This window comes from Cupriavidus sp. SK-4 (assembly GCF_000611125.1).
Lineage (GTDB): Bacteria > Pseudomonadota > Gammaproteobacteria > Burkholderiales > Burkholderiaceae > Cupriavidus > Cupriavidus necator.
In genome coordinates, this window is record NZ_JFJW01000100.1 from 40,403 (window position 1) to 57,210 (window position 16,808).

Annotated in this window: 18 protein-coding genes and 1 pseudogene; 3 read left to right on the top strand and 16 right to left on the bottom strand. The window is 65.7% G+C overall.

What is annotated here, in order from left to right:
- Positions 1 to 198: 198 nt before the first annotated feature.
- The gene (locus CF68_RS22085) at positions 199 to 945 is read left to right on the top strand and encodes a glycine zipper 2TM domain-containing protein (protein WP_035822928.1); all 747 of its coding nucleotides are present in this window, start codon (positions 199 to 201) and stop codon (positions 943 to 945) included.
- A 77-nt stretch (positions 946 to 1,022) separates the two neighbouring features.
- On the opposite strand, the gene iscX is transcribed toward CF68_RS22085, so the two are convergent.
- The 15 genes from iscX to uvrB all read right to left on the bottom strand — a co-directional run bounded on the left by iscX (position 1,023) and on the right by uvrB (position 12,936).
- Complete coding sequence (iscX, locus tag CF68_RS22090; RefSeq protein ID WP_035822929.1) at positions 1,023 to 1,217, bottom strand: Fe-S cluster assembly protein IscX; 195 nt, start codon at positions 1,215 to 1,217, stop codon at positions 1,023 to 1,025.
- 32 nt (positions 1,218 to 1,249) lie between these two features.
- Positions 1,250 to 1,588 (bottom strand): ISC system 2Fe-2S type ferredoxin, encoded by a 339-nt coding sequence (gene fdx, locus CF68_RS22095; protein ID WP_013956120.1) that lies wholly within the window; start codon positions 1,586 to 1,588, stop codon positions 1,250 to 1,252.
- Positions 1,589 to 1,628: 40 nt separating this feature from the next.
- The gene (gene hscA, locus CF68_RS22100; RefSeq protein WP_035822931.1) at positions 1,629 to 3,494 is read right to left on the bottom strand and encodes a Fe-S protein assembly chaperone HscA; all 1,866 of its coding nucleotides are present in this window, start codon (positions 3,492 to 3,494) and stop codon (positions 1,629 to 1,631) included.
- 108 nt (positions 3,495 to 3,602) lie between these two features.
- A complete protein-coding gene (hscB, locus tag CF68_RS22105) occupies positions 3,603 to 4,121 on the bottom strand; it encodes a Fe-S protein assembly co-chaperone HscB (RefSeq protein ID WP_035822986.1) in 519 nt (172 codons plus the stop codon).
- A 63-nt stretch (positions 4,122 to 4,184) separates the two neighbouring features.
- Complete coding sequence (locus CF68_RS22110) at positions 4,185 to 4,406, bottom strand: DUF3565 domain-containing protein (RefSeq protein ID WP_035822933.1); 222 nt, start codon at positions 4,404 to 4,406, stop codon at positions 4,185 to 4,187.
- Between the two features lie 25 nt (positions 4,407 to 4,431).
- A complete protein-coding gene (gene iscA, locus CF68_RS22115; protein WP_010809024.1) occupies positions 4,432 to 4,752 on the bottom strand; it encodes an iron-sulfur cluster assembly protein IscA in 321 nt (106 codons plus the stop codon).
- Positions 4,753 to 4,795: 43 nt separating this feature from the next.
- Positions 4,796 to 5,194, bottom strand: coding sequence for a Fe-S cluster assembly scaffold IscU (gene iscU, locus CF68_RS22120; protein WP_010809025.1), 399 nt, complete (start codon positions 5,192 to 5,194; stop codon positions 4,796 to 4,798).
- A 66-nt stretch (positions 5,195 to 5,260) separates the two neighbouring features.
- Positions 5,261 to 6,484: an IscS subfamily cysteine desulfurase gene (locus CF68_RS22125; protein ID WP_304413124.1), complete on the bottom strand. Its 1,224-nt coding sequence runs from the start codon at positions 6,482 to 6,484 to the stop codon at positions 5,261 to 5,263.
- Positions 6,485 to 6,539: 55 nt separating this feature from the next.
- Entirely contained in the window at positions 6,540 to 7,094 is a 555-nt protein-coding gene (gene iscR, locus CF68_RS22130; RefSeq protein WP_035822936.1) for a Fe-S cluster assembly transcriptional regulator IscR, read from the bottom strand.
- Positions 7,095 to 7,200: 106 nt separating this feature from the next.
- Positions 7,201 to 9,297, bottom strand: a complete 2,097-nt coding sequence (locus tag CF68_RS22135; RefSeq protein WP_035822937.1) for a site-specific recombinase — start codon at positions 9,295 to 9,297, stop codon at positions 7,201 to 7,203.
- Between the two features lie 87 nt (positions 9,298 to 9,384).
- Positions 9,385 to 9,873: a low molecular weight protein-tyrosine-phosphatase gene (locus CF68_RS22140; RefSeq protein WP_035822939.1), complete on the bottom strand. Its 489-nt coding sequence runs from the start codon at positions 9,871 to 9,873 to the stop codon at positions 9,385 to 9,387.
- A 92-nt stretch (positions 9,874 to 9,965) separates the two neighbouring features.
- Positions 9,966 to 10,208, bottom strand: coding sequence for a hypothetical protein (locus CF68_RS22145; protein ID WP_035822940.1), 243 nt, complete (start codon positions 10,206 to 10,208; stop codon positions 9,966 to 9,968).
- 33 nt (positions 10,209 to 10,241) lie between these two features.
- Positions 10,242 to 10,463 carry a hypothetical protein gene (locus CF68_RS22150; RefSeq protein ID WP_010809031.1) on the bottom strand — a complete coding sequence of 74 codons (222 nt, stop codon included), beginning with the start codon at positions 10,461 to 10,463 and terminating at the stop codon, positions 10,242 to 10,244.
- Positions 10,464 to 10,485: 22 nt separating this feature from the next.
- Positions 10,486 to 10,785 (bottom strand): putative quinol monooxygenase, encoded by a 300-nt coding sequence (locus CF68_RS22155; protein ID WP_035822941.1) that lies wholly within the window; start codon positions 10,783 to 10,785, stop codon positions 10,486 to 10,488.
- Positions 10,786 to 10,851: 66 nt separating this feature from the next.
- Entirely contained in the window at positions 10,852 to 12,936 is a 2,085-nt protein-coding gene (uvrB, locus tag CF68_RS22160) for an excinuclease ABC subunit UvrB (protein WP_035822943.1), read from the bottom strand.
- A 239-nt stretch (positions 12,937 to 13,175) separates the two neighbouring features.
- Between uvrB and CF68_RS22165 the strand changes: the two genes are divergently transcribed.
- Positions 13,176 to 14,372: an amino acid aminotransferase gene (locus tag CF68_RS22165; RefSeq protein ID WP_035822945.1), complete on the top strand. Its 1,197-nt coding sequence runs from the start codon at positions 13,176 to 13,178 to the stop codon at positions 14,370 to 14,372.
- 311 nt (positions 14,373 to 14,683) lie between these two features.
- Positions 14,684 to 15,940 (top strand): annotated as a pseudogene (locus CF68_RS22170) (polyhydroxyalkanoate depolymerase); the annotation flags it as partial.
- A 55-nt stretch (positions 15,941 to 15,995) separates the two neighbouring features.
- Here the strand turns inward: CF68_RS22170 and CF68_RS22175 are convergent.
- Positions 15,996 to 16,631 (bottom strand): TetR/AcrR family transcriptional regulator, encoded by a 636-nt coding sequence (locus CF68_RS22175; protein WP_013956107.1) that lies wholly within the window; start codon positions 16,629 to 16,631, stop codon positions 15,996 to 15,998.
- Between the last annotated feature and the right edge of the window lie 177 nt (positions 16,632 to 16,808).

The window sequence follows — 16,808 nt, forward strand, 5'->3', positions numbered from 1 at the left end:
TGGTCATTGCGATCACGTCGCCTCCCCGACCGATTGTTACAAGACCCGCCCCATCCGCCGCATCACGCAACACCCAACCCATTGATACAAAAGGCTTTTCCGCCTACATATATTTACAAAAACAAACGGAAAACCCCACCCGCTTCGGCCACACTGGTTCCATCCCAACGCGGCCTTCGCCGCACCGGAGCCATAGCAATGCAAAGCCAAGCCACCCCGAACGACAACACCCCTGCCCCGCTGCCGCCGCAACGCCGGCTGCATCCGCTTGTCGGTGCGGCAGCCGTCGCCGTGGTGATCGCCAGCCTGACCGCGGTCGCCGCCGTCACCGGCGTGCTGCCGATCGGCAAGGCCAGCCCTGACCTGCCGGCGCAGGCCGGTGCGCAGGCAGACCCGCAAGGGCCACTGCCGGTCACGGCAGCACCTGCCCCGGGCAGCACCACCCGGCCGCCGGTCTACAACGACGGCCAGCAGCGCTCAGCCAACCAGGATGCTACCGGTTCGTCGCAAGCCGCACCACGCACCGCCCCGGCACGCCAGGCCGCGCAGCGCGACAGCGAGCCGCGCGCCAGCCAGCGTGCCGACACCGAGCGCCAGGCTGCCAAGGGCAGCCCCTACGCCGGCCGTATCGTCTCGGTGACGCCAATCCAGACCCAGAAGCCCAACACCAGCGGCCTGGGCGCGCTCGGCGGCGCCGTGGTGGGCGGCCTGCTGGGCAACCAGGTCGGCAAGGGCAACGGCCGCATCGTCGGCACCGTGGTGGGTGCCGTGGGCGGCGGCGTAGCCGGCAACCAGATCGAGAAGACCGTCAGCAAGGACACGCACTATGAAGTGCGCGTGCGCATGGATGACGGCAGCCACCGCACCTTCACCTACGAGAAGGACCCCGCCGTGCAGCCAGGCGAGCGCGTGCACCTGGAGAACGGCGCGCTGATGCGGGGCTGATCCGGCTCTAGCGCCGCAGCAAAGCAAAAGGCCGGCAAATTTGCCGGCCTTTTGTCGTCATCCCGATACTGCGTCGCTTATTCCGCTTCCTGGATCCAGGCCTGCTGGATCGCCTCAAGGATCTTCTCGCCCGAGCGCTCGGGCGCGTCGGCAAAGCCGTCGAGCTCCAGCACCCAGCGGCGCAGGTCAGTGAAGCGCACGCCCGCCGGATCGATATCCGGGAACTTGTCATACAGCGCTTCGGCAATGGCGTAGGTATCGGTCCACTTCATGGGATTGTTCTCCGCTGAGATATGCCGGCCGCTCAGTGGCCTTCCTTGGCGTGGTTGATGGTGTACTTCGGGATCTCGATGGTCAGGTCTTCCTCATCGACGATGGCCTGGCATGACAGCCGCGAATTCGGCTCCAGCCCCCAGGCCTTGTCGAGCAGGTCTTCTTCCTTCTCCTCGGCCTCGTTGAGCGAGTTGAAGCCCTCGCGCACGATCACGTGGCAGGTGGTGCAGGCGCACGATTTCTCGCACGCATGCTCGATCGCGATGCCGTGCGAGAGCAGCGCATCGCAGACGCTGACACCCGTCTCGGCTTCAATCACCGTCCCATCCGGGCAGTATTCGACGTGGGGCAAAACTATGATCTGTGGCATCTCGTGTCCTGGTATCTGTAATGCGGTGCAGGCGTGGTGATCAGCCCAGCTCCTGCACCTTGCGCCCCGCCAGCGCGCTCTTGATCGAGCGGTCCATGCGGCGGGCAGCGAATTCGTCGGTGCCGTGCGACAGCATTTCCACCGCGGCGTGGATGGCGTGGTGGTCTTCGCCGGTGGCGATCTCGCGCACCGCTGCCATCAGCGCTTCCACCGCAGTGCGCTCCTCGGCCGACAACAGGTCGCCATCGGTTTCCAGCGCGCGCTGCGTGGCCTCGACCAGCCGGTCGGCTTCCACGCGCTCTTCGGCCAGCGCGCGGCTCTTCATGTCGTGCTCGGCTTCGCGGAAGCTGTCCTGCAGCATGCGCGCGATATCGTCGTCGGCCAGGCCGTACGACGGCTTGACCGTGACCGAGGCCTCCACGCCCGAATGGGTTTCGCGCGCGGTCACCGACAACAGCCCGTCGGCATCGACCTGGTACGTCACGCGGATGCGCGCCGCGCCCGCCACCATCGGCGGGATGCCGCGCAGCTCGAAGCGCGCCAGCGAGCGGCAGTCGCTGGCCAGCTCGCGCTCGCCCTGCAGCACGTGGATCGCCATCGCGGTCTGGCCATCCTTGAAGGTGGTGAATTCCTGCGCGCGCGCCACCGGGATGGTGCTGTTGCGCGGGATGATCTTCTCGACCAGGCCGCCCATGGTCTCAACGCCCAGCGACAGCGGGATCACGTCGAGCAGCAACCAGTCTTCGCCCGGGGCATGGTTGCCGGCCAGCAGGTTGGCCTGCATCGCGGCGCCCAGCGCCACCACGCGGTCCGGGTCGAGGTTGGTCAGCGGGGTCTGGCCGAAGTAGTCGCCCACGGCCTTGCGGATCGACGGCATGCGCGTGGCGCCGCCCACCAGCACCACGCCCTTGACCTCGTCGGTGGTCACGCCGGCATCGCGCAGCGCCTTGCGCACCGGCGCCAACGTTTTCTGCACCAGGTGCGCGGTGATCTGCTCGAAGGTCTCGTCGGTCAGCGTCAGGTGGACGATCTCGCCGGAATCGAGTACGGCATCGATCACGGTACTGTCCGCTTCCGACAGCGCTTCCTTGGCGGCACGCGCACGCACCATCAGCAGGCGCATGTCCTGCGCCGACAGCGGCTGCAGGCCGGCCTGCTCGACGATCCAGCACAGCACGCGCTGGTCGAAATCGTCGCCGCCGAGTGCCGAGTCACCGCCCGTGGCCATCACTTCAAACACGCCCTGCGTGAGCTTCAGCACCGAAATATCGAAGGTACCGCCGCCCAGGTCATAGACCGCGTAGATGCCTTCCGAGGCATTGTCCAGGCCGTAGGCAATGGCCGCGGCGGTGGGCTCGTTGAGCAGGCGCAGCACTTCCAGGCCGGCCAGGCGCGCGGCGTCCTTGGTCGCCTGGCGCTGGGCCTCGTCGAAGTAGGCCGGCACCGTGATGACGGCGCCGACCAGGTCGTCGCCCAGCGTGTCTTCAGCGCGCTGGCGCAGCGTGGCCAGGATCTCGGCCGAGATCTCGACCGGGCTCTTTACGCCGGCGGCGGTCTTGATCTGCAGCATGCCCGGCGCATCGACAAAGTCATACGGGCTGTGTTCGATATTGGCCACGTCGCGCAGGCCGCGGCCCATGAAGCGCTTGACCGAGACGATGGTGTTCTTGGGATCGCGCACCGCTTCTTCCTGGGCCCGGTAGCCGATATGGGCGGTGCGGTCCGGCAGGTAGCGCACGACCGAGGGCAGCAGCGCGCGGCCGCGCTCGTCGCCCAGCACTTCAGGAATGCTGCTGCGCACCGCGGCCACCAGCGAATTGGTGGTGCCGAGGTCGATGCCGACGGCCAGGCGGCGTTGGTGGGGCGCCGGCGACATGCCGGGTTCGGAAATCTGGAGCAGTGCCATGGTATTTCTTTGCTGTCTTGTGCGGCAGTGGAAACCGCCATGCGGGCGGCATGGAGGGCGGTTTTCGCGCCGGGCGCCATTGTGTCACGGCCCCGGCAAACGTGCCGGTCAGTCTTCCAGCCGGTCGATGGCCTCGCTGGTATCGTGCTCGATCTTCTCGATAAACATCAGTTGCCGCACCGCGCCGCCGGCCGCCTCGTTGTCGCCGGAATCCAGCAACGCGCCCAGTGTGTCGTGGCGCTCGCGCTTTTCCTGGCGCAGCTCGCGCAGCAGCGCATCGAGCCGGTCCACTGCGCGTTCTTCCACCGCTTCCTGCAGCGCTTCGCGCCATTCCATCTGCTGCATCAGGAAGGCCGGCGTCATGGCCGTGTTGTTCTCGGCCTGCACATCGACGCCGCGCAGCTTCAGCAGGTAGGTCGCGCGCCGCAACGGCTGGCGCAGCGTACGGTAGGCTTCATTGGCATGCGCGGCCCACTGCATGGCCACGCGACGCTCGGCATCGCCCGCCTTGGCAAAACGGTCCGGATGCGCCTGCGACTGCACGGTGCGGTACGCCGCATCCAGCGCGGCCTCGTCGACACCGTACTGCGCCGGCAGGCCGAACAGCGCAAAAAAATCGTCTTTCAACTGCTTCCCCAAGAAAAAGGAGCGGCCGCGCCGCCCCTTTGTCCATTGCCGCCACGGTGCCGCTCAGGCGGGCTTGCGTGCCCACTCGGCCGGCGCTTCGTTGCGGTCGCACTTCAGGCAGTTCACCCGCATGCCGATCATGCCGGCGCGGCCCTGCTCGCTTTGCGTCCATGGCCGCGACTGCCATGGCGGGTCGTGCCGCATATGCTGGCCGTGCCCGCATTCGAGTTCGGCCACCCAGTGGCCTTCCTCGTCCCGGCGGAACCCGACGATGCTGCGCTCCACCGGGGCGTGCTTGCGCTGGCGCGCCTCAGACCGTGAAGGACTCGCCGCAGCCGCACTCGTCCTTGACGTTGGGGTTGTTGAAGCGAAAACCTTCGTTCAACCCTTCACGTGCGTAGTCGAGTTCGGTGCCGTCGATATACGGCAGGCTCTTGGCGTCGACGATGACCTTGATGCCGTGCGATTCGAACACCGCGTCTTCCGGCAGCAGCTCGTCCACGTATTCCAGCTTGTAGGCCAGGCCCGAGCAGCCGGTGGTCTTCACGCCCAGGCGCAGGCCCACGCCCTTGCCGCGGCGTTCCAGGTAGCGGGCCACATGCTTGGCCGCCTTCTCGGTCATGGTGATCATCGTTGCGTCTTCCTTCGTCGATGCCGTAGTCAGTGCGACAGAATCAGGCAGCCTTCTGCTCGGCGCCGTGCTTCTTCTTGTAGTCTTCGACGGCGGCCTTGATCGCGTCTTCGGCCAGGATCGAGCAGTGGATCTTCACCGGCGGCAGCGCCAGTTCTTCGGCGATCTGGGTGTTCTTGATCTCCAGCGCCTGGTCCACGGTCTTGCCCTTGACCCACTCGGTCACGAGCGAGGACGAGGCAATGGCCGAGCCGCAGCCGTAGGTCTTGAACTTGGCGTCTTCGATCACGCCAGCCTCGTTGACCTTGATCTGCAGCTTCATCACGTCGCCGCAGGCCGGCGCGCCGACCATGCCGGTGCCGACCGCATCGTCGTTCTTGTCGAACGAACCGACGTTGCGGGGGTTTTCATAGTGGTCGAGAACCTTGGTGCTGTATGACATTTTGCTTACCTCTTGCGTATCTTTGCGGGGGTATTGCTTTTTGTTCTGATGATCTGTGCGGGCGCGTCAGTGCGCGGCCCACTGGATCGAATTCAAATCGACGCCGTCCTTGAACATTTCCCACAGCGGCGACAGGTCGCGCAGCTTGCCGATCTTGCTCTTGAGCAGTTCGATGGTGTAGTCGATCTCCTGCTCGGTGGTGAAGCGGCCCACCGTGAAGCGGATCGAGCTGTGCGCCAGTTCGTCGTTGCGGCCCAGCGCGCGCAGCACATACGACGGCTCCAGCGAGGCCGAGGTGCAGGCCGAGCCCGACGACACCGCCACGTCCTTGATCGCCATGATCAGCGACTCGCCTTCGACGAAGTTGAAGCTGACATTCAGGTTGTGCGGCACGCGCTGTTCCAGGTCGCCGTTCAGGTAGACCTCTTCCATGTCCGAGAGGCCGTTCCACAGGCGGTCGCGCAGCATGCGGATGCGTTCGTTCTCGGTCGCCATCTCTTCGCGGGCGATGCGGAAGGCTTCGCCCATGCCGACGATCTGGTGCGTGGCCAGCGTGCCCGAGCGCATGCCGCGCTCATGGCCGCCGCCGTGCATCTGCGCCTCGATGCGCACGCGCGGCTTGCGGCGCACGTACAGCGCGCCGATGCCCTTGGGGCCGTAGGTCTTGTGGGCCGAGAACGACATCAGGTCGCACTTCAGCTTGTTCAGGTCGATCGCCACCTTGCCGGTCGCCTGCGCGGCGTCGCAATGGAAGATGATGCCCTTCTCGCGGCAGATCTCGCCGATCTGCGCGACGTCCTGAATCACGCCGATCTCGTTGTTGACCAGCATCACCGACACCAGGATGGTGTCCGGGCGCAGCGCCTGCTTGAACACTTCCATGTCGAGCAGGCCGTTTTCCTTCACGTCCAGGTAGGTCACTTCAAAGCCCTGGCGCTCCAGCTCACGCGTGGTGTCCAGCACGGCCTTGTGCTCGGTCTTCAGGGTGATGATGTGCTTGCCCTTGCCCGAATAGAAGTTCGCGGCGCCCTTGATCGCCAGGTTGTTCGATTCGGTCGCACCCGAGGTCCACACGATCTCGCGCGGGTCAGCGCCGACCAGTGCGGCCACCTGCTCACGCGCTTCTTCCACCGCGCGCTCTGCTTCCCAGCCATACGCGTGGCTGCGCGAAGCGGGGTTGCCGAACTGCTCGCGCAGGTACGGAATCATCTTGTCCGCCACGCGCGGGTCCACCGGCGTGGTGGCCGAGTAATCCATGTAGATGGGGAAATGTGGGGTGCTCATCGTTATGACTGCCTTGTTAGGGACCGCTGATCGCTGTTTTGCTGTCGTTGCCTGGGCGCGCTCAGGACTGCGCCAGGCTGAAAACTGAATTCACCATTCTGGCCCGGACCGGCTTTTCCTGCTTGTCGGCCTTGCCGCGCGCAGCGGCCGCGGCCGGCTGCGCGGCGTCTTCGCGCATGTCGTGCAGCACGGCAGGCTGGCGCTCGCGCTGCTGGTCCACCAGGTTCTTGAGGGAAACGGAGTCGAGGTACTCGACCATCTTCTGGTTCAGCGTGGCCCACAGTTCGTGGGTCATGCAGCGCCCGGAGCCGTCATCTCCGTTACAATTGCCCTTGCCGCCGCACTGGGTGGCATCCAGGGGCTCGTCCACGGCGATGATGATGTCCGCCACGGTGACGTCTTCGGCCTTGCGCGCCAAACTGTAGCCGCCGCCCGGGCCGCGCACGCTTTCAACGATCTCGTGCCGGCGCAGCTTGCCAAACAGCTGCTCCAGGTAGGACAACGAGATCTTTTGCCGCTGGCTGATGCCGGCGAGCGTGACCGGTCCCTGGTCCTGGCGCATGGCCAGGTCGATCATCGCAGTGACCGCGAAGCGGCCTTTGGTGGTCAGTCTCATGGTGCAGGGCTCTGGGGGTGAAGCTAATACTTGATCGTTTCCGTCAAGTATAAAGGTACCCGACTAATTCAGTCAACTACCCCTGCCGCAGCGCACCACGCCCCGATCACGCTTCGCGCCCGCCTGCGGCCGTCTCCGGGCCTGCCACGCGCGGCGGCATCACCAGCGACAGCGGGTGCTTGAGGATGCGCCGCCGCACGGCCGCGCTCAGTTCGGCGCGGTCCACGCGCCGCAGGTTGCGTGACCGCAGCGCCATATTGAACGCCAGCGCGAAGCTCACCGCCACGTTCAGCATCCCCATCAGCGCAATGCCCGCCACGGCCAGCCACAGCGACGGCATGCGCAGCGCATCCAGCCCCAGCACGCCGATGGCCGCGCCGACCGAGCCGGTCGACAGCGTCACATGGCGCACTTCCATATGCGGCCCGAAGAAGCTCAGGATTTCCGGCCCCAGCCCCAGCAGCAAGCCCAGCGACACATTGGCGACTATGCCCGACAGGTTGCGCTTCCAGAAATCCGCCAGCCGGGTGGCGCCGCGCGCACCCAGCACGTACTGGAGGCGCCGGTTGTACGCCATCACGTCATGCACGCGATGCAGCGCGAACCAGTTGTCGGCCCAGCCGGCAATCAGGCTGGACAGCCACAGCAGCACGCCGGTGAAGGCGGCATAGATCGGCGTCGGGCCCAGGATCGAGAACGACTCGATGGTGGCAATCGCCTTGGCGGGCGTGATCAGGTTGGCGCCCAGCAGCTTGTGCGCGAGCCACTGGATCCCCAGCACCACCGGGAACACCACCGCCAGGTTGCCGACGATCGCCGCCGCGTTGGAGCGGATCATGGCAATGGTGTCGTCGACGAATATCTCGCGCCCTTCCGGCCGCCCTGCCCCGTCCAGCCGGTGCGCCAGCGCCGGCCCGGTCATGGCCGGCTGCTTGGTCGCCAGCGTGAAGTGCGCAAAGTGGATGGCCAGGAAGCTGCCGGCGTAGTTGAGCGAGGCCAGCAGCCCTTCGGTGAACTTGTCCAGGTGCAGGCCGTAGACCAGGAACTTCAGGTACACCGTGGCGGCCGAGACCAGGCCGCCGCCGGCCGCGGCGCGCACCAGTTCGGCGTATTCCTTGCGGTCGCGCGTGATGTAGTGCTCGCCGGTCTCGGCCGAGCGCTCCACCACCTTGCGCGCCAGCTGCGCGAACGAGGTGCCGGCCAGGTGCGAGATGCTGCGCCGGGCCTGGGTCGATCGGATCAGCTCCGCCACCAGGTGCGCATGCATGCCGGGCCGGTGGGGCTCGACCCAGGCCGCCAGCAGCAGTTCGATGCGGCTGAGCTGCACCTTCATGCGCTCGATCTGGAACACCACCTCGATCGACACGCCGTTTTCTTCCAGGTCTTCATACACATGGCGGATCGCGGCATGGCAGCCGTCCAGCAGCGCGCGGAAATAGTTCAGGCGATGGCCGAAGCTGTTGTCGTCATGGCGCAGGCCCTCTTCACGCAAGGCCTGCATGGCCTCGTCCAGGCGGAAGAACGGCGTCTCTTCCACGCGCCCGGCCAGGCGCGAACGGATCGCCTGGCTCAGGCCGGTGGCGCGCACCTGGCTGACCAGCACCGCGATGCTGGTGGCCAGCGTCTGGCCCAGCGCATCGCGATAGTGCGCCATGCCCGCCGCTTCGCCCTTTGCCCTGCCGGCCTGCAGCACGCGCGCCAGCCGCGCCAGCAGCTCATCGTCGATGGCCTCGACCCACTCCGCGTCCTCATCCCCGACGAACACCAGCGCAAACAGCCCCGCCATGTCGCTGCGGTTGGGCGGCGGCGGCAGGAAGCGGTTCTGCAGCCGGCCCACCATCTCGCTGACGAAGCCCGGGTGCAGGGCCACGCCGGTATCGCAGAACAGGCCAGTGGGGTCGTTCTCGCGCACCAGGCTGCGCACCGTCAGGGCAAAACGCTCGGCCCAGTCGGGATGCCGCTCCAGCACCTGCAGCAGGTAGCGCAGCCGCACATGCTCGGGGTGGCTGCGGTCGGTGCCAGGTTCCTGGCCGTCAGCATCGGCGCCCAGCCCGCCATCGCGGCGGACCCAGAAGCCCAGCTCGATCAGCCAGCCGTTGCGCTCGGCCAGCGGCGCCTCAGGATCGGCCGCGGCCAGGATGGCGTCGAGCTGCAGGCTGGCATTGCGCGATTCGCGCCATTTGCGGAACAGTTTGCGAAGCATGGATTCTCGTGGGATCGGGCCGCCGGCCGCGGCGCTGGTGGCGTCGCGGCGCGGGCCGCAGAAAAGACGACGGAACGGGCGCCGGGATCAGCCGGCGTTGCCTTGCAGGCGCTGGCGCAACTCGGCCACCAGGCCGTCGCAGGCATCTTCGATGTAGTCGAGCACGCGCTCGAAGCCATCGCCTTCGCCGTAGTAGGGGTCCGGCACCTCGTTGGCATCGTGGCGGGTGGCGAAGCTCATCAGCAGGCGCAGCTTGGCGCCGGCATCGGGGCGCAGCCGCGCCAGGCCGGCCAGGTTCTCGCGGTCCATCGCCAGGATCAGGTCGAAGCGGTCGAAGTCAGGCAGGCCGACCTTGCGCGCGCGCAGCGCCGACAGGTCATAGCCGCGCTGCAGCGCGTGGTGCTGGGTGCGGGGATCGGGCGCGCGGCCCAGGTGGTATTCATGCGTGCCCGCCGAATCCAGTTCCACCAGGGCGTCCAGCCCGGCCGCAGCCAGCTTGGCGCGCAGCACGCCCTCCGCCGTCGGGGAACGGCAGATGTTTCCCATGCAACACATCAGGATGGCGTATGTCTTCATCGGATCACGGCTTGGCGGGAGTGGAACGGCGGGCGCACCGGCACACGGCAAGGTCGCCGGCCGGCCAGGCGCAATTCTACCCGCAGCCCTTCTCAGGCCAACTGCTTGGCCAGCCGCTCGCCGTGCGCAAACCCGGCCACTTCCGCGGCCTCGCGCGATTTGTAGTGCTCGGTGATGCGCGAGGTCTCGGTCAGCGTGCCGGCGGCGCGGATATTGGTGCCGGGGCGGCAGACGCGCACGGTGTAGGACCATTCGCTCTGTGAGCGCTGCTTGACCTGGACCTGCACCTCGTGGGTTTCATAGACCTTCTTCTTCCATTCACCGATATCGGTCATTGTGGTTCTCCACGGAAAACGGGGGATGCCTGGCTAGTTGACCTCGCCGGCGTCGATCGCGCGCATGGCGCCGGCCTCCGCCAGGGCGATGGCCCCTTCGGGCGTGGGCGCGTCGCCCGCAATCGCCTCGTAGCTGGGGCCGGAAGGCTCGCCGAAGGCATCGGCGATGCGCATCTGCGCCGCAAACCCGCCGGCGGCATTCGGGACCGCGCTGACCACGACCGCGTAGCCGCCGTATTCAAACTGGCGTTCCATCGTAGCTCCTTGTCGTTCGCCATCAAGGCAGCTTGGCCGCCACCACCTCCAGCTTCTGGATCGGCGGCGTCCCCATGAATAGCTCCGGCGCCCTGGCCATCAGCGCCGCCGCGACCTTGCCGCCGAGGTGCGCCTCGCGCGCCGGCTCATCGGGGAAAGCATCAAAGATACCGAACATCGACGGGCCCAGCCGCAGCGCGAACCAGGCCGTGGTGCCGGCCTCCTGCTCCACCAGCGCGAGCCCGTCGCGCAGGAACTGCTCAACCTCCTGCTCCTTGCCCGGCCTGGCCTCCAGCGGTACCCATAGCCCAAGTTTTACCATGATGCGCCTCCCGGTTCAGGTGTGACGCATTTCACTATAGGCCAGCCGGAGCCGGCGCCACGCGTATCAGGCGGGCGGCAGCGCGCCATCTCCGCTGGCGCCGAACACCTGCGCCTTGAGCTTGGCCAGCTGGTCGCGCACCTGCGCCGCCTGCTCGAACTCCAGGTTGCGGGCATGGTCGAGCATAAGCTTTTCCAAGCGCTTGATTTCCTTGGAGACCTGCTTTTCGCTCATGTCCTCGTAGCGGGCCTGCTCCTGCGCCGCCAGCAGCTCGGCCCTGGCATCGCTGACGCTATAGACGCCGTCGATGATGTCCTTGATGCGCTTGACCACGCCGCGCGGCGTGATGCCGTTGGCCTCGTTGAACGCGATCTGCTTGGCGCGGCGGCGCTCGGTCTCACCGATGGCCTTCTTCATCGACTCGGTCATGCGGTCCGCGTACAGGATGGCGGTACCGTTGACGTTGCGCGCGGCGCGCCCGATGGTCTGGATCAGCGAGCGCTCGGCGCGCAGGAAGCCTTCCTTGTCCGCATCGAGGATCGCCACCAGCGACACCTCGGGAATATCCAGGCCTTCGCGCAGCAGGTTGATGCCCACCAGCACGTCGAAGGTGCCCAGGCGCAGGTCGCGGATGATCTCCACGCGCTCGACCGTGTCGATGTCCGAGTGCAGGTAGCGCACCTTGACACCGTTCTCAGACAGGAACTCGGTCAGCTGCTCGGCCATGCGCTTGGTCAGCGTGGTCACCAGCACGCGTTCGCCAACCTCCACGCGGGCGTGGATCTCGGACACCAGGTCGTCCACCTGCGTGGTCGCCGGACGCACCAGGATGATGGGATCGACCAGCCCGGTCGGACGCACCACCTGCTCCACCACCTGCCCGGCATTCTCCTGCTCGAACTGCGCGGGCGTGGCCGAGACAAACATCACCTGGCGCATCTTGCGCTCGAATTCGTCGAACTTCAGCGGCCGGTTGTCCAGCGCCGAGGGCAGCCGGAAGCCATATTCCACCAGCGTGGTCTTGCGCGCGCGGTCGCCGTTGTACATGCCGTTGAGCTGGCCGATCAGCACGTGCGACTCGTCCAGGAACATCAGCGCGTCGGGCGGCAGGTAGTCGACCAGCGTCGGCGGCGGCTCGCCCGGCTTCGCGCCGGACAAGTGCCGCGAATAGTTCTCGATGCCCTTGCAGAAGCCCAGCTCGGCCAGCATCTCCAGGTCGAAGCGGGTGCGCTGCTCCAGCCGCTGCGCCTCCACCAGCCGGTTTTCCTTGTGGAAGAACTCCAGCCGCTCGCGCAGCTCCGACTTGATCGCCTCGATCGCGCGCAGCACGGTCTCGCGCGGGGTCACATAGTGGCTCGACGGGTAGACCGTGAAGCGCGGGATCTTCTGGCGCACGCGCCCGGTGAGCGGATCGAAGAACTGCAGCGATTCCACTTCGTCGTCGAACATCTCCAGCCGCACCGCCATCTCGGCATGTTCGGCCGGGAAGATGTCGATGGTGTCGCCGCGCACGCGGAAGGTGCCGCGCTGGAAATCGGTCTCGTTGCGGGTGTACTGCATCGCGATCAGGCGCGCGATCACATCGCGCTGGCTGATCTTGTCGCCGGCACGCAGTGTGAGAATCATCTGGTGGTATTCGGTCGGGTTGCCGATACCATAGATCGCAGAGACGGTCGCCACGATGATGGTGTCGCGGCGCTCCAGCAGGCTCTTGGTCGCCGACAGCCGCATCTGCTCGATATGCTCGTTGATCGACGAGTCCTTCTCAATAAACAGGTCGCGCTGCGGGACGTAGGCCTCGGGCTGGTAGTAGTCGTAGTAGCTGACGAAGTACTCGACGGCGTTGCGCGGGAAGAACTCGCGGAACTCGGCGTAGAGCTGCGCCGCCAGCGTCTTGTTCGGGGCAAACACGATGGCCGGCCGCCCCATGCGGGCGATCACGTTGGCCATGGTGAAGGTCTTGCCCGAGCCCGTCACGCCCAGCAGCGTCTGGAACGACAGGCCGTCATCCACCCCCTCCACCAGTTGCCGGATGGCCTCCGGCTGGTCGCCGGCGGGCGGGAACGGCTGGTACAGCTGGAACGGGGAGCCGGGAAATGTGACGAATTTGTCTTCGTCCAGGGCCGGCGCGGCTTCGGCAAGGTTCGACATAAGGGGCGGGGTGGCTGGAGAGGTAGCGGTACGAGTAAGGAAAGAAATAACGAAAGAAGGCGCGGCGAGATTAGGGAAAAACCTCAGGAAAACGGGCGGATACGCTAGAATCTTGGGGTTGACAGCCCCCGCTTCAAGCCACTTCCCGCCGGAAGGGACCGGGGCCTGCCAGCCGCCAGCGCAGTCCGAAGCATTCTACGCCTTCCCGTTTTCATTCATTGCCGACCACGAGATTCCAAATGAGTTTGTTTTCTGCCGTCGAGATGGCCCCGCGCGACCCGATCCTGGGCCTCAACGAAGCCTTCAATGCCGATACCCGCCCGACCAAGGTCAACCTGGGCGTTGGCGTGTACTTCACCGACGAAGGGAAAATCCCCCTGCTGCGCGCCGTCCAGGAGGCAGAAAAGGCGCGCCTGACCACGGCCACGCCGCGTGGCTACCTGCCGATCGAAGGCATCGCTGCCTATGACCAGGCCGTGCAGACGCTGCTGTTCGGCAAGGAATCGCCGCTGATTACGGAAGGCCGTGTAGTGACGGCACAGGCACTCGGCGGCACCGGCGCGCTGAAGATCGGCGCCGACTTCCTGAAGCGCCTGTACCCGGACGCCAAGGTCGCCATCAGCGACCCGAGCTGGGAAAACCATCGCGCGCTGTTCGAATCCGCCGGCTTCCCGGTGGTCAACTACGCCTACTACGACGCCCCCAGCCACGGCCTGAACTTTGCCGGCATGGTGGAATCGCTGAAGTCGTTCGCGGCCAACACCATCGTCGTGCTGCATGCGTGCTGCCACAACCCGACCGGCGTGGACCTGTCGGCCGAGCAATGGAAGCAGGTGGTGGAGCTGGTCAAGGAACGCAACCTGATCCCGTTCCTGGACATGGCCTACCAGGGCTTTGCCGACGGCATCGAGCCGGACGGCGCTGCCGTGCGCCTGTTCGCGGACTCCGGCCTGCCCTTCTTCGTGTCGAGCTCGTTCTCCAAGAGCTTCTCGCTGTACGGCGAGCGCGTGGGCGCGCTGTCGATCGTCACCACCAGCAAGGAAGAAGCACAGCGCGTGATGTCGCAGGTCAAGCGCGTGATCCGCACCAACTATTCCAACCCGCCGACGCACGGCGGCACCGTGGTCGCCACCGTGCTGAACAGCCCGGAACTGCGCGCCATGTGGGAAGAAGAACTGGCCGAGATGCGCGACCGCATCAAGCTGATGCGTCATGCGCTGGTGGACAAGCTGGCCGCCAAGGGCGTGCCGGGCGACTTCTCCTTCGTCAAGGCACAGCGCGGCATGTTCTCGTACTCGGGCCTGACCTCGGCCCAGGTGGACCGCCTGCGCAATGAGCACGGCATCTATGCCGTCGGCACCGGCCGCATCTGCGTGGCCGCGCTGAACAGCCGCAACATCGACGCCGTCGTCGATGCGATCGCAGCTGTGATGTAAGAGCCCCAGGCATCGCCACCCGCAGCAGGATGGCGACTGGCGCAAGCGTCACAAAGCAATGCACAAAAAGCGGCTTCGGCCGCTTTTTGCATTTGTTTGCGATTTATCGGCCCAATGTCATCAAGAAATCAGCCTTTTGCCTTATTGTTTTCCGCAGCATTGGAAGTACTTTAAGGTATATGCTGCAGAGCAAGATCGTTAGCACGGTCGTTCGATTAAAGGCATAATCGGCGCCACGATCCACGGTGTATTGTCAGTACATTAGTACCTGGTAGTACGTACCTCATAGCTAGACCCCAGGCAGAAAAGGCATGCTCTACCAATTGCATGAGTTCCAGCGCTCGATCCTGCACCCGCTGACCGCGTGGGCCCAGGCGACCGCCAAGACCTTCACCAACCCCCTCAGCCCGCTCTCGCTGGTTCCTGGCGCACCCCGCCTGGCTGCCGGCTATGAACTGCTGTACCGGCTCGGCAAGGAATACGAAAAACCGGCATTCGACATCAAGTCGGTGCGCTCCAACGGGCGCGACATCCCCATCGTCGAGCAGACCGTGCTCGAGAAGCCCTTCTGCAAGCTGGTGCGCTTCAAGCGCTATGCCGACGACCCGGAGACCATCAAGCTGCTCAAGGATGAGCCGGTGGTGCTGGTGGCCGCGCCGCTGTCGGGCCACCATGCCACGCTGCTGCGCGACACGGTGCGCACGCTGCTGCAGGACCACAAGGTCTACGTGACCGACTGGATCGACGCACGCATGGTGCCGGTTGAGAACGGCGCGTTCCACCTGTCCGACTACATCTACTACATCCAGGAATTCATCCGCCACATCGGCGCCGAGAACCTGCATGTGATCTCGGTATGCCAGCCCACGGTACCGGTGCTGGCCGCGATCTCGCTGATGGCCTCGGCCGGCGAGAAGACGCCGCGCACCATGACCATGATGGGCGGCCCGATCGACGCCCGCAAGAGCCCCACCGCGGTCAACTCGCTGGCGACCAACAAGTCTTTCGAGTGGTTCGAGAACAACGTCATCTACACCGTGCCGGCCAACTACCCCGGCCACGGCCGCCGCGTCTACCCGGGCTTTTTGCAGCACGCCGGTTTCGTGGCGATGAACCCGGACCGGCACCTTTCTTCGCACTATGACTTCTACCTGAGCCTGGTCGAGGGCGATGCGGATGACGCCGAAGCCCACGTGCGCTTCTACGACGAATACAACGCGGTGCTCGACATGGCCGCCGAGTACTACCTCGACACCATCCGCGAGGTATTCCAGGAGTTCCGCCTGGCCAACGGCACCTGGGCCATCGACGGCAATCCGGTGCGGCCGCAGGACATCAAGAGCACGGCGCTCATGACCGTCGAGGGCGAGCTTGACGACATCTCGGGCGCGGGCCAGACCGCCGCGGCGCACGACCTGTGCGCCGGCATCCCGAAGACCCGCAAGCAGCACCTGAATGCGGAACACTGCGGCCACTACGGCATCTTCTCGGGCCGGCGCTGGCGCGAAGAGATCTACCCGCAGCTGCGCGACTTTATCCGCAAGTACCACCAGGCCTCGGCCACCAAGAAAAAAAACGCCCGCGATTGCGGGCGTTTCTTCTTGCGGGGTCGGGCCGGGATGCTCAGTGCTTCTTCAGGTAGCTGAGCAGCATTTCCGAGTGCAGCTCGGCAAAGCGCTCATGCTCCTGCTGCGAGGCCACGTCGCGGCCAATCACGGCGCTGATGGTGTAGCGGTTGGACAGCACGTAGTAGCCCAGCGCGGAAATCGTCAGGTAGAACTGCGGCACGTCGATATTGTCGCGGAACACGCCTTGTTCCTGCCCGCGCCGGATCACGTCGGCCAGCACATCCACCACCGGGTTGATCAGCTGCTGCAGCTGCGCCGACTTCTTCAGGTGCCGGGCCTCGTGCAGGTTCTCGCTGTTGACCAGGCGGATGAACTCCGGATGTTCGTAATACCAGTCCCAGACGAAACGCGCCAGCGTGCGCACGCCCTGGACCGGGTCTTCATCGACGAGGTGCAGTTGCTCTTCGTCGGCGCGGAAATTGGCGTATTGCTTCTCAAGCACCGCCAGGAAGAGGCCTTCCTTGCTGCCGTAGTAGTAGTACAGCATGCGTTCGTTGGTTTCCGCGCGCCGGGCAATCTGGTCGACGCGGGCGCCGGCCAGACCCCCTTTGGCGAATTCCTCGGTGGCCGCAGCGAGGATGCGTCGGCGCGTCCCTTCCGGGTCGCGTTTGGTCTTGGGCTCAGTTGACATGGGGGTGGCTGGTCGATCGTTGCGCGGATTATGGCATAGGCCGGAATGCGGCAATCCGGCGGTGCGCGCATCATCGCCGTTTCTGCGCGCCGGCGAAATCGGGGATAATCCTTGCGGCGCGATGGCTCGCAGGGGTCCACAGAGATCCCGGTGCCGCAGGGTCGCTGGCCTATTGTC

What these genes read in the sequence shown, in the direction of transcription:
- iscU (WP_010809025.1), bottom strand. Translation starts at nt 5,194, where the DNA reads ATGTCATACAGCACCAAGGTTCTCGACCACTATGAAAACCCCCGCAAC.
- fdx (WP_013956120.1), bottom strand. Translation starts at nt 1,588, where the DNA reads ATGCCACAGATCATAGTTTTGCCCCACGTCGAATACTGCCCGGATGGG.
- iscR (WP_035822936.1), bottom strand. Translation starts at nt 7,094, where the DNA reads ATGAGACTGACCACCAAAGGCCGCTTCGCGGTCACTGCGATGATCGAC.
- CF68_RS22145 (WP_035822940.1), bottom strand. Translation starts at nt 10,208, where the DNA reads ATGACCGATATCGGTGAATGGAAGAAGAAGGTCTATGAAACCCACGAG.
- CF68_RS22140 (WP_035822939.1), bottom strand. Translation starts at nt 9,873, where the DNA reads ATGAAGACATACGCCATCCTGATGTGTTGCATGGGAAACATCTGCCGT.
- CF68_RS22165 (WP_035822945.1), top strand. Translation starts at nt 13,176, where the DNA reads ATGAGTTTGTTTTCTGCCGTCGAGATGGCCCCGCGCGACCCGATCCTG.
- hscA (WP_035822931.1), bottom strand. Translation starts at nt 3,494, where the DNA reads ATGGCACTGCTCCAGATTTCCGAACCCGGCATGTCGCCGGCGCCCCAC.
- CF68_RS22085 (WP_035822928.1), top strand. Translation starts at nt 199, where the DNA reads ATGCAAAGCCAAGCCACCCCGAACGACAACACCCCTGCCCCGCTGCCG.
- CF68_RS22135 (WP_035822937.1), bottom strand. Translation starts at nt 9,297, where the DNA reads ATGCTTCGCAAACTGTTCCGCAAATGGCGCGAATCGCGCAATGCCAGC.
- iscA (WP_010809024.1), bottom strand. Translation starts at nt 4,752, where the DNA reads ATGATCACCATGACCGAGAAGGCGGCCAAGCATGTGGCCCGCTACCTG.
- CF68_RS22150 (WP_010809031.1), bottom strand. Translation starts at nt 10,463, where the DNA reads ATGGAACGCCAGTTTGAATACGGCGGCTACGCGGTCGTGGTCAGCGCG.
- CF68_RS22175 (WP_013956107.1), bottom strand. Translation starts at nt 16,631, where the DNA reads ATGTCAACTGAGCCCAAGACCAAACGCGACCCGGAAGGGACGCGCCGA.
- uvrB (WP_035822943.1), bottom strand. Translation starts at nt 12,936, where the DNA reads ATGTCGAACCTTGCCGAAGCCGCGCCGGCCCTGGACGAAGACAAATTC.
- CF68_RS22155 (WP_035822941.1), bottom strand. Translation starts at nt 10,785, where the DNA reads ATGGTAAAACTTGGGCTATGGGTACCGCTGGAGGCCAGGCCGGGCAAG.
- iscX (WP_035822929.1), bottom strand. Translation starts at nt 1,217, where the DNA reads ATGAAGTGGACCGATACCTACGCCATTGCCGAAGCGCTGTATGACAAG.